The sequence below is a fragment of the Paenibacillus sp. JMULE4 genome (genome assembly GCF_013337105.1).
Lineage (GTDB): Bacteria > Bacillota > Bacilli > Paenibacillales > NBRC-103111 > Paenibacillus_G > Paenibacillus_G naphthalenovorans.
In genome coordinates this window covers 579756-594949 of sequence record NZ_SGWF01000014.1, presented here as the reverse complement: position 1 = coordinate 594949, position 15194 = coordinate 579756, and the positions used below count along the sequence as shown (strand labels likewise).

16 protein-coding genes and 1 pseudogene are annotated in these 15194 nt (G+C 49.4%); 12 read left to right on the top strand and 5 right to left on the bottom strand.

The features are described from left to right. Positions 1-14 precede the first annotated feature (14 nt). From EXW96_RS15775 to EXW96_RS15750, 7 genes are all read left to right on the top strand, one after another. Positions 15-821, top strand: coding sequence for an undecaprenyl-diphosphate phosphatase (locus EXW96_RS15775; protein ID WP_062406917.1), 807 nt, complete (start codon positions 15-17; stop codon positions 819-821). Between the two features lie 199 nt (positions 822-1020). Next, positions 1021-2061, top strand: coding sequence for an HD-GYP domain-containing protein (locus EXW96_RS15770; RefSeq protein ID WP_309225122.1), 1041 nt, complete (start codon positions 1021-1023; stop codon positions 2059-2061). A 131-nt stretch (positions 2062-2192) separates the two neighbouring features. Continuing rightward, on the top strand, positions 2193-3335 hold the full coding sequence (gene yfkAB / locus EXW96_RS15765) for a radical SAM/CxCxxxxC motif protein YfkAB (RefSeq protein ID WP_174350934.1): 1143 nt from the start codon (positions 2193-2195) through the stop codon (positions 3333-3335). Between the two features lie 38 nt (positions 3336-3373). After that, complete coding sequence (locus tag EXW96_RS15760; protein WP_174350933.1) at positions 3374-4744, top strand: hemolysin family protein; 1371 nt, start codon at positions 3374-3376, stop codon at positions 4742-4744. Between the two features lie 17 nt (positions 4745-4761). Beyond that, positions 4762-5271, top strand: a complete 510-nt coding sequence (locus EXW96_RS27575; protein WP_254611399.1) for an AI-2E family transporter — start codon at positions 4762-4764, stop codon at positions 5269-5271. Continuing rightward, on the top strand, positions 5247-5810 hold the full coding sequence (locus EXW96_RS27570) for an AI-2E family transporter (RefSeq protein ID WP_309225115.1): 564 nt from the start codon (positions 5247-5249) through the stop codon (positions 5808-5810). Before EXW96_RS27575 ends, EXW96_RS27570 begins: the two co-directional genes overlap by 25 nt. Before the next feature lie 42 nt (positions 5811-5852). Continuing rightward, on the top strand, positions 5853-6737 hold the full coding sequence (locus EXW96_RS15750) for a YitT family protein (RefSeq protein ID WP_062406925.1): 885 nt from the start codon (positions 5853-5855) through the stop codon (positions 6735-6737). 95 nt (positions 6738-6832) lie between these two features. Here the strand turns inward: EXW96_RS15750 and EXW96_RS15745 are convergent, their stop codons facing one another. Together EXW96_RS15745 and EXW96_RS15740 are read right to left on the bottom strand one after the other, a co-directional pair. Continuing rightward, a complete protein-coding gene (locus EXW96_RS15745; protein WP_054820364.1) occupies positions 6833-7339 on the bottom strand; it encodes a hypothetical protein in 507 nt (168 codons plus the stop codon). 46 nt (positions 7340-7385) lie between these two features. Then, a complete protein-coding gene (locus tag EXW96_RS15740) occupies positions 7386-8255 on the bottom strand; it encodes a transposase (RefSeq protein ID WP_254611176.1) in 870 nt (289 codons plus the stop codon). Between the two features lie 330 nt (positions 8256-8585). Here EXW96_RS15740 and EXW96_RS15735 point away from each other — a divergent pair, with 330 nt between their 5' ends. The 5 genes and pseudogenes from EXW96_RS15735 to EXW96_RS15715 all read left to right on the top strand — a co-directional run bounded on the left by EXW96_RS15735 (position 8586) and on the right by EXW96_RS15715 (position 11451). Beyond that, positions 8586-8789, top strand: a complete 204-nt coding sequence (locus EXW96_RS15735) for a spore coat associated protein CotJA (RefSeq protein ID WP_174350932.1) — start codon at positions 8586-8588, stop codon at positions 8787-8789. Positions 8790-8812: 23 nt separating this feature from the next. Further along, positions 8813-9076, top strand: coding sequence for a spore coat protein CotJB (locus EXW96_RS15730; RefSeq protein ID WP_174350931.1), 264 nt, complete (start codon positions 8813-8815; stop codon positions 9074-9076). Positions 9077-9104: 28 nt separating this feature from the next. Continuing rightward, on the top strand, positions 9105-9674 hold the full coding sequence (locus EXW96_RS15725) for a manganese catalase family protein (RefSeq protein ID WP_054819312.1): 570 nt from the start codon (positions 9105-9107) through the stop codon (positions 9672-9674). A 223-nt stretch (positions 9675-9897) separates the two neighbouring features. Continuing rightward, a complete protein-coding gene (locus EXW96_RS15720; protein ID WP_174350930.1) occupies positions 9898-10680 on the top strand; it encodes a class I SAM-dependent methyltransferase in 783 nt (260 codons plus the stop codon). A 118-nt stretch (positions 10681-10798) separates the two neighbouring features. Continuing rightward, positions 10799-11451: pseudogene (locus tag EXW96_RS15715) on the top strand (HAD family hydrolase). A gap of 49 nt (positions 11452-11500) precedes the next feature. On the opposite strand, the gene EXW96_RS15710 reads toward EXW96_RS15715, so the two are convergent. From EXW96_RS15710 to EXW96_RS15700, 3 genes are read right to left on the bottom strand one after another with little or no spacing between them, the layout of a single operon-like run. After that, positions 11501-12604 (bottom strand): YheC/YheD family endospore coat-associated protein, encoded by a 1104-nt coding sequence (locus EXW96_RS15710; RefSeq protein WP_137669887.1) that lies wholly within the window; start codon positions 12602-12604, stop codon positions 11501-11503. 7 nt (positions 12605-12611) lie between these two features. Then, entirely contained in the window at positions 12612-13799 is a 1188-nt protein-coding gene (locus tag EXW96_RS15705) for a YheC/YheD family endospore coat-associated protein (protein ID WP_174350929.1), read from the bottom strand. Beyond that, a complete protein-coding gene (locus EXW96_RS15700) occupies positions 13800-15164 on the bottom strand; it encodes a YheC/YheD family endospore coat-associated protein (protein WP_062406933.1) in 1365 nt (454 codons plus the stop codon). Positions 15165-15194: the final 30 nt, after the last annotated feature.

Below are 15194 nucleotides of genomic sequence, written 5' to 3'. Positions count from 1 at the left end.
GAGGTGGGAAGCCTGTGTACGATTGGTGGGTAGCGGTAGTAATAGGTATTGTGGAAGGGGTAACGGAATTTTTGCCTGTCTCCTCTACAGGCCATATGATATTGGCGGGTACTCTGCTTGGGGTATCTGAAGCCGACGAGCGGATGAAATCTTTTGAAATCGTCATTCAACTCGGCGCCATATTGGCAGTGGCTATCGTGTATTGGAAACGGATTGCAGGATTATTCAGGTTCGGAAATAAGAAACAAGCAGCACGTAAAGGCTTGAATTTGCTGCATATTCTGCTTGCGATCCTCCCGGCAATGACGGTCGCATATCTGCTGAGTGATTGGATCAAAGAGCGTCTGTTCTCGCCGGAAACGGTGCTGATTGGTCTTGTGCTTGGAGGCATACTGCTGATTATCGGAGAAAAACAGCAGTCCGCTGTCACGGCCGATGATGTGGACAAGCTGAGTTACTATCAGGCCTTTATGATCGGATTATGGCAGATTGTCGCGCTCTGGCCCGGCTTTTCCCGTTCGGGATCGACGATTGCAGGCGGTATGCTGGCCGGAGCAAGCCGGAGCGCCGCTGCCGATTTTTCGTTCATTATTGCCATTCCCGTGATGGTCGCGGCTACCGGGTATGAGATGTTAAAGAGCGCCGGAAGCTTTTCTTCCGCCGATTTCGGTTTTTTCGCCATCGGCTTTGCCGTTTCATTTGTCGTGGCACTGCTGGCGGTGGTGACGTTTATCAAGTTCGTGCAGAGGTTTAGCTTGACCTTTTTCGCTTATTACCGGTTTGTCCTTGCCGCACTGTTCTGGTTTTTTCTTCTATTGTAACTTTTTTGTCGATTTATGAAAAAAAATATTGCTCTTTTTCATTGAATCCGATACGCTAGGGGTATAGGGTATCAGATTTTTTGAATTATTTTAGAAAGAAGATGTGGTTAGTCCTATGCGCTTGCTCCCGATCGGCAAAGTAGAGTCCGGTATGAGGCTCGCAAAAAGAATTTATAATTCGGAAGGACTCCCGCTGTTGATGGAACAAGTCGAATTGACCCAAACCATGATTCGACGACTTATGGATCTCGGAGTCGATTTCGTCTACATCGATGACCCGAGAACCCGTGACATCACGGTTGAGGACGCGATTTCCGAAGAGACACGGATTCGGGCCATCTCGCAAATACGCCGTTCCTTCCGACAGCTGATGGGGGATCAGATGAAGCGTACATCCATTACCGGACTCCAGCTTGGCAAGGAATTTCGCAGTGTCATGGACATGATCCTTAACGATTTGAGCAATCATAAAGAATCGATGATTATGCTGACCCATATCAGCGCAATGGATGACTATTTATACCATCATTCGATGAATGTTTGCGTCTATTCGACGATGCTCGGCATGGCTCATGGCTATTCCCGGGACGAATTGATGACACTTGGCATAGGGGCGCTGCTGCACGATATCGGCAAGACCCAAATTCCGTTAGAGCTGCTGCGCAAAAAGGAACCTTTAACGGAAAAAGAATACGATTTAATCAAGCAGCATGCCGTGTACGGTTTTCAATTTCTAAAGGACGAGCCCAACATCCCGCTGATTGCGGCGCACTGCGCTCTCCAGCATCATGAACGGATGGACGGCAGCGGATATCCCCGGGGGTTGAAGGGAGACGAAATTCACGAATATGCGCGTCTCATCGGCCTGGTTGATTCTTATGATGCCATGACGACACACCGCGTATACCGGAATGCGCTGCTGCCTCATCAGGCGCTGGAAATCCTTTTTACAGGCTCCGGAACCTTATATGAGACGGAAAAAATTGAATTGTTCCGCGATAAAATCGCCATCTATCCGATCGGCATTACCGTTACTCTGAGTACGGGTGAAAAAGGGGTTGTCGTTGATTTGAATTCGAAGGTGCCGCATCGTCCGGTCATTCGGCTTCTGCAGGATGCCGAGGGTCAGGAACTGAAGGACACGCCGGAAATCGACTTGTCCAAAGCCTTGTCGGTAACGATCACCGGCGTGAATGATATGGATGTGCCTCTTCCTCGCGGCACTCAAGTCCGTGCATAAGAATAAAGCCCGAAACCCGGTAAAAGGTTCTCGGGCTTTGGTTTTCTTTTTAAACTTATTAAGATACAATAAAGAATAGATATTTTATCAAGAGGTTTATACTATTTTATATAGAATCAGGTGTAGAAATAATGTCCGAACGTTTCAACGTAATTTCAATGCCGAAGGCGGAACTGACGCCGCTTTCTCCTGAATACGACCCCTGGGATCCGCTTCGTTCGATCCAATTGTACGGAGAACACCGTCTTACGAGCATCGAGCTTACCGTAACCAATTTATGCAATATGCGCTGCGAGCACTGCGCGGTAGGCGAGACGCTGACGATGACCGAAGGACCGCGCATTCCGCTGAGCACGATTTTGAACCGGCTCGATGAGGTGGAGGATCTGCAGACGATCAGCATTACCGGCGGCGAGCCAAGCTATCATGAGAAGACCGTCAAGGAATACATCGTGCCGATTCTCCGTTATGCCCGCGAGCGCGGAGTCCGCTCACAGATCAATTCCAACATAACTTTGGATCTTTCGAGGTATGAGCTTCTTGCTCCTTATCTTGACGTGATGCATATCTCATTTAATTATTTAAGTGCGGACGACTTCTACGAAGTCGGTTTTGCGCGGACGGATCGCCGCGTATCCAAAGAAATGGCCGCCAAAATGTATGACCGTATGATGAACAATGCGGCCGAGCTTTCCAAAGGCGGCATGTTCGTATCCGCCGAGTCGATGATTAATTACCGTACACATGAGAAGCTGCCTGAAATTCACCAATTGATACGGCAAATGGGCTGCAAGCGCCATGAGGTGCACCCTATGTATCCGAGTGCGTTCGCTTCCGGACTGCCGGTCCTTCAATTGGATCAGACCCGCGAAGCGATCCACCGGCTTCTCGATCATAGGGACAAAGAGCTGTGGATGCTGTTCGGTACGCTTCCGTTTTACGCCTGCAGCAGCAATGAAGAGGATTGGAAGATCGTAAGCCGGCTTCGTTCCGAGCCGAATGTGACCGTGCGCAACGATCCTGACGGACGAAATCGGTTGAATGTGAATTTGTTCACGGGCGATGTGTTCGTCACGGATTTTTCCGATGTTCCTGCACTGGGCAATATTCACAAGGATAAGTTGAATCAAGTGTACGAAAGATGGAAACGGCACCCTTTGCGCGAATCCGTGAACTGTTATTGTGAAGCGGCAGCATGCTGCGGACCGAATCTTCTTGTCGCCGACACCTATTACAAAGACGTGGATTTTAAGGCGCGCCGTGCGGTAATGTAAGGGACTGCAATTTATAAAGCGGAGGAGTTTGAAGATTCTTGGAAATTCAAAGTTCAGGATTCGATTTCGGACGGATTGCTCTGAATCTTCTATTGGTCGCGTTTCTGGTATTCCTCAACGGTTTTTTCGTAGCCGCGGAGTTTGCCCTGGTCAAGGTCAGGCAATCTCGCCTTCAGCAGCTTGAGAGTGAGGGCAACAGCAGGGCGGCCTCCGCGCTGGCCGTAACCGGGAAGCTGGATGCTTACCTCTCCTCCACACAGCTTGGCATCACGCTGGCATCTCTTGGTCTGGGTTGGGTCGGAGAGCCCGCGATCGCTCATCTGATCGTAGAGCCTGCGTTCCAATGGCTTGGCCTGGGAAATGCGTGGTATAAAGATGCCCTTTCCTTCGGGATTGCCTTTGCTATCATTACCTTCCTGCATATCGTGCTGGGTGAATTGGCCCCCAAATCCATTGCCATTCAGAAATCGGAAGCGGCATCTCTCTGGCTGTCGGGTCCTTTGATGATGTTTTATAAATTGTTTTATCCTGCCATCTGGCTTCTGAACGGTGCCGCGAACCGGCTGCTCAGGTTGATCGGGATACAGCCTGCCGTGGAGCAGGAGGCCCATACGGAAGAAGAAATCCGTATTTTGATGGATCAAAGCGCCAAAAGCGGTCACATCGACAAAGACGAGATGGCTTTGTTCGATAACATCTTTGAATTCTCGGAGCGGGTTGCAAGGGAAGTCATGGTACCCCGGACGGATATGGAATGTTTGTTTACGGTACTGACGTTCGGGGAAAATCTGAACATCGTTTACGAAACCAAGCATACCCGCTATCCGGTGGCGACCGATGACAAGGATGACATCATCGGGTTCGTGCATATGTCGGATCTGCTTACGGCCGATCCCGATCAAACGCATGATCTGAAAGATTTTTTGCGGCCTGTTCTGATGGTTCCCGAAGCCATGGAAATCAGTCATGTGCTCAAGCTCATGCAAATGAAACGTTCGCAGATTGCCGTGGTGGTCGATGAGTACGGCGGAACAGCGGGACTGCTTACAGTTGAAGATATCCTGGAGGAAATCGTAGGGGAAATTCACGATGAATTTGATATCCGTGAACGTTCTGAAATCGAAAAGCAGGGAGACATCTATTCGGTTGACGGACGCGTTCTGATCGAGGAGCTTAACGATTTGCTGGCTCTCGGGATTGAGGACGATGAAGTCGATTCCATCGGCGGCTGGATGTTTAAACAGCTGGAGGGTTCAATCCATGTAGGCAAAAAGCTGGAGTACGGCGCATTTTTGTTCGAAATCACGGAAGCCGAGCGGCTTAGAATATTACGCGTATCCATTCAGCAGATAGCCAAACCAATGACCGAGGAAAGCCCGGGCGTTCAATCAAACCAGCATAACGTGTGAGGGAGGAAGGCCGATCCATGTCACTAAGAACAGCAGTATTTTGCGCCTTGGGCGCTATCCTTTTGTACGGTTTGTTTACAACCGGATTTCCGTTTTTGCTGGCTATTTTGATCGCCATATTTTTAGAGCGTCCCGTTCAGATGATGATGAAATATTTTCGAATCGGACGCATGACGGCCTCGGCAGCCGCCTGTACATTATTTACAGCGGTCATACTCGGTTTTTTTTATATGGTTGGCTTCAAAATCATTTCAGAGCTTATACAATTGTTGAAAAGAGCCCCGGGTTATTTGAATGATGCGATCCTGTTCTTTGAGAATACGACCTCAAGCTCCGGGCTGTTGTATCAAACGCTGCCGTCCGGGGTGGCTGAGCAAGTGGTGAAATGGATGGAATCCAACGTAGGCTCGATTGCGGAAAATTTGAACGGCATTTTGCTGGCGATTTACGGTTATTCGCTCGGGGTGGCCAAAGTGATTCCAAGCTTGTTTATTTTTTTGTCGTGTTCATCATCGGACTTTATCTGATTTCATTTCATCTTCCGAAGCTGTATGAATCCTTCCTGAATTTATTCGATACGACATCGAGGTCCAAGGTTTCTTCGGTGTTAAATGATTTGCGCCGCGCCATTCTCGGTTTCTTGTTCGCACAGCTGTTGATCAGTTTGCTGACTTATATATTGACGCTGGCGGGTCTGCTCATGCTCAGAGTCGATTATCCGCTCGCGATCGCACTCCTGATCATATTGGTCGATATTCTTCCCGTTCTGGGAGTCAGCGCGGTTTTTGTGCCGTGGCTTGTCTATTGTTTTCTTGTCGGCAACACCCAACTCGGCATCGGTCTGCTCATATTGCTGATTGTCATCGTCATTTTCCGTCGCATGATCGAGCCGAAAATCATTGGCGATGCCATCGGAATCAACGCATTGGCCGCGCTCGTCAGTATGTATGCAGGGTTTCAACTGATCGGCGTCGTCGGACTCGTTCTGGGCCCGGTCATGGTCATTGTATATCAAGCGATGCGCCGCGTCGGATTGCTTAAAATAAACATCAAGCTGGAGGGTTAACTTACAGCATGATCATTCAATCATAGTAAAGGTGGGAATTGTATGCAAGCGGACTTACAGCAAATCAAACAGCATTCAAAGCTGTCCGCAGCGAAGATTGTGCACCGCGCATTTTTTATCTTCCTGGGGGCAGCGCTCGTATCCGTCGGACTCGAAATTTTTCTCGTACCCAACAGGATCATCGACGGAGGCATTGTAGGCATTTCGATCATTTCATCTCATTTGACTGCCCTTCCAGTCGGTATATTCCTGTTGTTACTCAATTTGCCTTTTTTGCTTATCGGCTATAAACAAATCGGCAAAACCTTTGCCCTATCCACATTGTATGCGGTCATCCTGATGTCCCTCGGAACCTGGCTGCTTCATCCGGTAGCTCCGCTTACGATTGATCCTCTGCTCGCATCGGTGTTCGGCGGGGTTATTCTCGGAATCGGGGTCGGGATCGTGATCCGTTTTGGCGGTTCGCTGGACGGTACGGAAATTTTAGCGATTCTGTTCAGCAAAAAAACGCCATTCTCCGTAGGAGAAGTAGTCATGTTTTTTAACCTCTTCATTCTCAGCAGCGCAGGATTTGTCTTCGGTTGGGACCGGGCGATGTACTCGCTTATTGCCTATTTCATTGCTTACAAAATGATTGATATTACCATCGAAGGGTTTGACGAATCCAAATCGGTCTGGGTTATCAGCGACAACAGCCGTGAAATCGGCGATGCCATCATCAGCCGTTTGGGCCGCAGCGTCACTTATTTACAAGGTGAAGGAGGCTACATGGGCGGCGACAAACTCGTGATTTTCTGTGTAATCAACCGTCTGGAGGAAGCAAAGCTGAAATCGATCGTCGAGGAACTGGATCAGGGCGCATTTCTTGCGATCGGCAACATTCACGACGTGAAGGGCGGACGCTTCAAGAAGAAGGACATTCATTAGTAAGACAAGCTGTCAACAGGGCCTTTTTAATCTCAGGTTACCCAGTATGTGCCGGGTAGCCTTTTTTTTCTACGGCGGCATGAATAACATACATGTTATTTGAGCCATTGGTTTTCTAAATTTTTAAGATAATTTTGTGGATCGCGTTTAAACCGTTTGCGCATAACACTATCGCTCAACCGGTTATTCCATTTTTCTTTCTGTTTCTTGTAGCTTGTGTAGTCGACCATCCTTAAACGGGCGATTAGGTTTTCCTGTTTAAGTCCATCATCAACGAGCACAACCATCTCACCATTCCGTAAGATGTATTCGTTCCAGTTGCGTAGCCCGGTCATCCGACGGTGTCGTGTCTTCGTAGCTCGGAAGAAGCGTTCCAGATCGTTGTTCGTTCTTGGCACATGATAATGATCGTAGCAAGTGAAGAGTCCCTTCCAGAATCCCTTGCTGTAACTAAGGAGATTGTTAACCATTTCCAGATCATTCTCTTCGGTATAGGAAAGCCGAACCCAATCCAACAGCTTTGTCATTTCCCATTCAACTGTCTTGCTTGTCTTATCCATGCTGGGTTCAAGGATTTCTGCAATGTGACGGATTGGCTTCATCCAGCGAGCGACTTTCTCGTATTGTTGCTGAAGGGAATCGACTTTACTAAATATTCTGAAAACGTTTTGAAGTAGGGTGGCCCCCTTTTTTATCCAAGCATTTTTGAAGGGACGCTTGAATGGCTTGGGCCTGTTCATAGATACGCATACCGGGTAAATCTAATGGAGGATTTCCGTCTTCCAAGAGCAATGCACGTACGGCAGCAACGTAACCCTTCGCGATGCTTGCTTCTTGTGAATCCGACTGTTCGATTTTCCGCTCGACTTCACGAATGCCGCGCATGCTTTTCTTGAGCTCGGTCTTTAACTTTCGATCGACATCAACAACCGGTTTCGCGATGTCTTTTAAATAATGGTACTGGCAATATTGATAAGGCACATCGGGCAAAAGCGTCTCCATCGCTAGACGAATGGATTGCTGTCCATCACTAACAATACCGACGATCGGATAGCCTTGCTCGATGATCGGTTGGATGAGCGTTTGTAACTCGGCAGATGAACCACTTTTCATGTTTTTTGCTATTAAGACAGTACCGCTGAATACTTCACGAATTACATAAAGTGTCTCATTGCCTTTCTCTGGCTGGACGCCATCCATAGACAAGATAATACCGCCGTTTTGTTCTGTGACTTCAGCCAGCACTTTCTTCGTATGTTCAGTAAGACTAGCAGCAAGCAATGTTTGATACCGTTCATACAGATTTTGTGCGCTCCGTTCGGATGTCTGAACACCTCTCGCGTTCAATTCATCCGCAATCTCCTTGCGGGTCATATGCCGTTTGAAGCGAAGTTCACCAACTAGGCAAACAACGTCGAAGCCGTAAGGAGAATGCTTCATGCTTATTGCTTCTGCTTCCGCCGATTTGTAGTATACACCTGGCTTCGGGCAATCTGGATTTTCGCAATGGTAGGCCATGCTCCAAACGTGAACGACTTCTTTCAATGTGGCGATTTTCTTATTCCATGCTGTATGTGAACGACGTAATTTCTGTTGGCAGTGAGGACAATTCTTATGTTCAGGTCTAAAGTATATTCTCCGTTGTGGACGCAGACGGTTTTTGGAAAGCAATGCGGGTCAACTCCTTTGGAAATTTTGACCGTAATTACTTCGACAAACCGTTAGGAAGATCCTGTTAGTTATTCATGCCGCCGTAGTTTTTTTTGCGTTATAGAATCGGGAATAAACATAATGGACAAACAGGAGCTGTATATATAGAGGTAGTATGAACAAGGAGGTACATCCGTTATGGAACAGGAGAAAGTATGGCATCCGTATCATAGTCCGTTCGACCCGTGTCCGCCGATTACAGTGAAGACTTACAGTACCCCGCCAAACCTTTATATTCACTATCAACCGATGCATCTTCCCCAATACCCGCCGATGGAAGCGCTGATGCGCGGCACGCTCTGGCCGGCGCTCTTTAGTCCGTACATTTCGAAAAATTGCTGAAGCGTGAAGGAAGGAGAATAGGTATGCAACAACCGCTTCCGGAACATTTTTACACCATGCTGCAGGAACTGCAGGCGATTGACTTCGTGCTGGTGGAACTCACGCTCTATCTGGATACGCATCCTTTAGACGTTCAAGCCATTCAGCAGTACAATCAGCACGCGCACCAACGAATGCATCTGGCCAGGCGTTTTGAGACGGAATTTGGTCCGCTTATGGCCTTTGGCCACAGCTATTCCAGGCATCCCTGGCAATGGATCGAGACGCCCTGGCCATGGCAGGTTTAACCAATGAACGCTGGAGGGGAGCAATGGCATGTGGATCTATGAAAAGAAGCTGCAATATCCGGTAAAGGTAAGTAAATGCGATCCCAGAATGGCAAAGCTTTTACTGGAGCAATATGGCGGTGCGGACGGCGAGTTGGCCGCGGCGCTGCGGTATTTGAATCAACGCTATACGATTCCGGATAAAGTTATCGGTTTGCTGACGGATATCGGGACAGAGGAATTCGCTCATCTTGAGATGATCGCTACGATGGTATACAAACTGACAAAAGATGCTACGGTGGAGCAGCTGAAGGAGGCCGGATTGGACGCTTATTATGCCAGTCATGACCGAGCGCTGTTTTACAGCAATGCGGAGGGCGTTCCTTGGACTGCCGCTTATATTCAAGCCAAAGGAGATCCGATCGCCGATTTGTATGAAGATATAGCGGCGGAAGAGAAGGCCAGAGCTACATATCAATGGTTGATTGATTTGACGGACGATGTGGATTTGCAGGACGGGCTCAAATTTTTGCGGGAGCGGGAGATCGTCCACTCGCTGCGGTTTCGTGAAGCTGTAGAAATATTGAAAGCGGATCAGAGCGAGAAGAAGGTTTTCTGAACGAAAAAGCATTGGTAAGATAAGCGAATTTACTTGTCCAGGCGAAGTCAACGGATTTCGCCTGTTTTGTCGTTTCAACAAGCCGCCGGGCAAAAAGTAAAAAAAATGCGCGTTAACTGGGAGGGCCGACCGAATTGTGATAAATTGGTAATGTTGCTTGAAAGAGATTTTGAAAATTACGGTCCGCCTTATAATCAAACTATGCGGGAGGGAACAAAAAGCCATGATGGACCCAAAACAGGCAAAAGAAACCGTTCGGGATCAGTTTTCCAGAAATGCGGAAAAATATGTGACTAGCAGCATCCATGCCAAAGGAGATGATCTTCCGCTTTTGGTGGAGTGGCTGGAGCCTGGAGCAGACTGGCAAGTGCTTGACGCAGCTACCGGAGGAGGACATGTTTCCAAAGCGCTCTCCCCATTTGTAGCGCAAATAGTTGCAACGGATTTGACAAAGGAGATGCTGGCTGCAGCTCGCAAGCATCTGATAGAGGAAGGCTGCGACAACGTTGGATTTGTGGTGGCTGATGCCGAGGATTTGCCGTTTCTGGACGACTCCTTCGATGCGGTCACCTGCCGGATTGCCGCGCATCATTTTCCTGACCCGGGGCGGTTTATTACGGAAGCGGCACGCGTCTTGAAGCCTGGAGGCAAGCTTCTGCTTATTGATAATGTGGTTCCGGAGGAAGCTCGTCTGGATTTGTTCATCAATACATTGGAAAAGTTAAGGGATGAGAGCCACGTGCGATGCTGCAGCCTGGCTCAGTGGACCGGATGGATGAAGGATGCAGGTCTGGAAGTACGGAAACAGCGGGTCCGCAAGAAGACATTCGAGTTTCCGACCTGGGTCCGGCGAACGGCCAGAACGGAGGAACAGGTAAAGCAGGTCGAATCCCATATCCTGAAGGCGGATAAAGATTTGCAGGAGTACTGCGGATTGGTGCTGAAAGATGGGGCCATTCGCTCCATTACAATTGACGAGTGGATGGTTGTTGCAGGAAAGGAATAAAAGCAGTGGACAATGCCTAATTGACATTCTTTGCAAATCATGGTTGTATAGAACTTGACGTTTTTGAAGGACAGGGGAGGAAAACGAATTGGCGATTGCAATCACAAAGCCGGAGGCTATGATCTTCGACCTGGACGGGACCTTGTTTCAAACGGAGACGTTGCTGCTGCCGGCTTATCGGGCGACGTTCGACAGACTGCGCGAGGAGGGACTGTATGAAGGCGAAACGCCGCCGGAAAAGTACGTTCTCAGCGGTCTGGGCATGCTGCTCGAGCATATTTGGCAGATGGTGATGCCCGAGGTGGACCAAGCAGTTCACCGCAGAGCGGACGAGCTCCTGTTAAAGCTGCAGATTGAAGGGATGGAGCGGGGCGACGGGAAGCTGTATGACGGTGTAGCCCATACTCTTCAGGGGCTCCGCAGCAGGGGAATACGGCTGTTATCGCAAGCAACGGACTGGAGGATTATGTGAAGGGGGTCATCCGATACCAAGGTCTGGAGACGCTGTTTGAGCCGGGCGGACTTTACAGCGCAGGGGAGTACCGAACCCGGTCGAAGGCGGATCTGGTACGGATGCTCTTGGATCGGCACGGGGTAAGCTCCGCTTGGATGGTAGGTGACCGCTCCTCCGACGTGGAGGCGGGACATGCCAACGGATTGTTTGTCGTCGGCTGCGATTATGCCGGCTTCCGCAAGGAAGGAGAGCTGGATCAGGCAGACGTGAGGATTGCGGATTTCAGCGAACTGCTGAAGCTAGTAGACGAAGCGTGAAGGAAGCGACTTGCATTATAACGGAAATCCCATTAGAAAATGGAAAAAATCAGCGGGTTACGCCGCTGATTTTTTGTTTGTTCAGCCAAAGTGCGAATTCGAGAGGACGTCTGACGGCTATCCGGTACGTTTCTAATTCTCCGATCCGGTAAAAGACTTCCCGCGAAGGCTTCGGATTGACTTCAAGCAGCCAGACATGTCCTTTGGGATCAACAGCCAGGTCAATCCCCGCCTCGCAAAGTCTGCCGAATTTATCCTCAAGGTGCTTCATTACGTTTAGACCGAGTTCGTATGCGCTCTTTTTAATGTTCTTCACGACGTCATCCGAATTGAAACGCTTCTTCAGCAAGGCATCCATCGAAATGGCGGTGCCTCCGCCGTGCAGATTGGAAGTAACGGACTGTGCGGGCCCGATCCGGCCGGCGCAGCCGGTGATCTGCCATTCTCCGTTGCCGTCTTTTTGCACCAGCATGCGAAAGTCGTGAACCCGGCCGTCTTTTAAGCGAAGTGGAATTCCTTGCTGAAGGATGTATTTCTCTTCCAGTTTCCAATCACGAAGCTTCACAGGTATCTGCGCTAAGGTCACCTTATGCATGGGAAGTATTCGCCGGTTCGGGTCGCGCCCCTGCATCAGATAGACTCCGCCTCGAAGCCGCTGCAGTCGGATGATGCCGCGGCCTCCAGTTCCGCTTTTTGGCTTCATGAAGATGACCGGATGCTTTTTGAGAAATTGGCCCAGTTCTTTTGCATCTTTATACTTGACGGTTGCCGGCAGGTGAGGTTTGATACTTGAATTCTCGGATAGAAGCTGATGCATGGACCACTTGTTGGTGAGGGGGCGGCTTAAATAGCGTAAGGAACTGTACTGCTTGCGGAATCTTGTCAGCTTGCGAAAATTTTCAAGTCCATGGTAACGGCAGCGGTCATAGATGATGGGCGGAAATCTGGTCCACTTTCGGACCCACTTCCCCATTGCAGGATTATATTTCAAAGCGTGAATCCGGGACCTGGTTTTATCTACATCATCTGGTGTGAAGACCAAAATTTCCAGTCCGAGCTTTCGTCCGCTAATGCTCAGCTTACGGAAAAAGGAAATTTCTTCTAGCCTTTGTCCCGCCAAATACATAGCCAATACCCCCACTGGATACCTCACGCGTTTTTCACCTGCTTTCATCGGCAATGCTCTTTATAGCGGACATGGTTGAATTTTTTTTGAAGAACCGTTTGGGCTTTCTTTGGCACAGGTAAATGGAATAGTCGATTAAATTTTCAAGCGATTTTTTTCGGATGGGGGGTTCGTCAAACTTCATCGGCTTGGAGTTGGCTTCGAAAAACCAAATATGTCCAATTTGGTCCACTCCGAGATCCATAGACATTTCGCCGAGGGAATATCCGTACGATTTCTCAATTTGTTTGGCTATGATCAAGGCTGTCTTCCGCGCCTCTCTAATGATGCGTTTGCTGCCAGCTGTTCCGAACGAGGAGTTAAGCAGCTTGACAGGATTGTCAATCGAACCGCCCCGCGGGACGTGGGTCGTAATACTGGACTTTCCCGCAAGCCGCGCGCCAATGCCCGTTATGGTCCACCGGCCTTTGCCGTTCTTCTGCACAAGAACCCGCAGATCGAAAGGTCTTTGCTTGTAGCTTGAAAGGACGATTCCTTGTTGCATGATATATTCTTTGGAGTTAATTTGGCGTTGGATCTCCGTCCACAGTTCCGAAACGGTCGAATACCGGGAGATATGGCTTTTGGTTTTGTTCTGGATACTGAGCTCGTATGAGTTGCCTTTTGAACGTCCGCCACTAATGCGGCTGACCCTCATGATGCCTTTGCCCGCTTTTCCGCGAATCGGTTTAAGGTAAAGGAACGGATAAGCCAGAAGCATCTTATGAAGTTCTGTGCTTGAAGACAAACGCTCCGTGACGGGAATAAAGGGCCTTGTTTTCTGCGATTTGTTAATCCATTCGAAGAGGTTCCATTTGTTAAAAAAGGCCGGATTAAAAAAATGGATCTGTCCGTGGCGCAGACAGGTCTGAATGACCTGCTGCACCTCGGGATAAAGCTCGAATTTTCGGTAAGGAATCCGGTTATAGACAACATGGGGAAGAGGCATCCGCTGTTTGGTCCACGATTTGGTTGAAGGGTGATATGAATAACCGGGGACATGCTTGCCGGATAGCTTGAAATCAGATGTGGTCATGACGTATACCTGCACTCCGCGTTCCTTACCGATTCGGATCAGATCTACAAAGTTATCCTGGTTCCCGCGGAATACTCTTTTTTTGTCGGCATAAGTGAGAATGGCCAGGGTGGGCCGCTTCTGTTTCCTTTGTATGATGGCACCCACTTAAGAATCCCTCCTTGACCGGAATCGGCTCAGGAAGAGACAATAGTCGAAAACATACTGAAGTGAACGTCTTCCCTGCTCCTTGAGGGCAGGGTGTTTAAATATGGACCGCCCTGGTTTGGAGTTGGCTTCGAACATCCAGATGTGTTCGTTTTGATCGATCCCGATATCAAAACCGAGCTCGCCAAGGGTGTGGCGGTCATTGCGTTCGATCGCCTCCGCCAGCTTGATGGCCGTCTCTTTGGCGTTGGCGAGAACAGCCTCCGCCCGCGTTCCTAATACTTCCTTCAACACCTGCTCCGGCGTCATCAATTGGCCGCCGGTACGCACGTGTGTCGTGACGCTGCCTCTGCCGGCCTTCTTGGCTCCGATCGCGGCAACGACCCATTGGTTATTGATGTTCTTGGTCATATGGAAGCGGAAATCGATCGGACAGCTGTCGATTTCAATCAGCCTAATGCCCTGTTGGGCGACATAACCGTTTAAGCCGCTGCTCTGGCGGTTTAACAGGGACATCAGCGATTCAAATTTTTTGAAACGCAGCAGCACATTGCGTTCTCCCCTGCGGAAACGTGCGTAATACCCCTGCCTCGGATTATACGTCAACCGGTAAATTCCGATGCCGAGGCTGCCGGCGGTCGGTTTGAGATAAATAAACCGGTGCTTCTCCAGCATTTCCTTCATCTGTGCCGGCGTAGGATTGATACGGGACTCCGGTACGTTTTTGAAGACATCGGTGTCTTCGAGCAGATTGTACACGTCCCATTTGTCAAAGAAGCTCCAGTTGAACAACGGAATGCCCTGCCGCACGAAGCGGTTCTTGAAGGCATTCATGGAAGCGAGCTTCTCCGCTTTGCGGCTTGGCAATCGGTTATAGACCACGTCCGGCAGCGGCAGCACTTTGCGGACCCATCCGCCGCCGCCGCTCGGAACGACTGCGTTTACCGTCTGTTGCGACCAGTTCACGTCACGGGGCGAGAAGCCGAAATAGAACGCTTTGTCTTTCCCGGCCTGCATGAATTGACGGATGAATTCCGTCCGCGAGCCGAAGGGAGCGGAGTTGCCTGGAGAAACGCTGGTCAAGATGCCGATCAGCGGGCCCAGGCGAAGTTCGGTATTGTCGCTAACAATCAGAGTGGTGCCGCTTCTGGGAATGCGTAACTGGGTGTACACATATGACGGTAAATAGACTTGGTTTCCGCTCTTCTTCAGCAGCTTGAGTTGCAAATAGAGGCTTTTGCTGCCGAGCTTTAAGGTCACATTTCTTGCTTTGGCCACCTTCAGGGTTTTGGCCAATTCACTTGTCAAGTAAACGACCCGTTCTTGCCGCTTAATGACATGAATCGTGCAAGTTGTCAAGCTCATGTTGAACCTCCTAAGAGTTTTGCCGGAGGC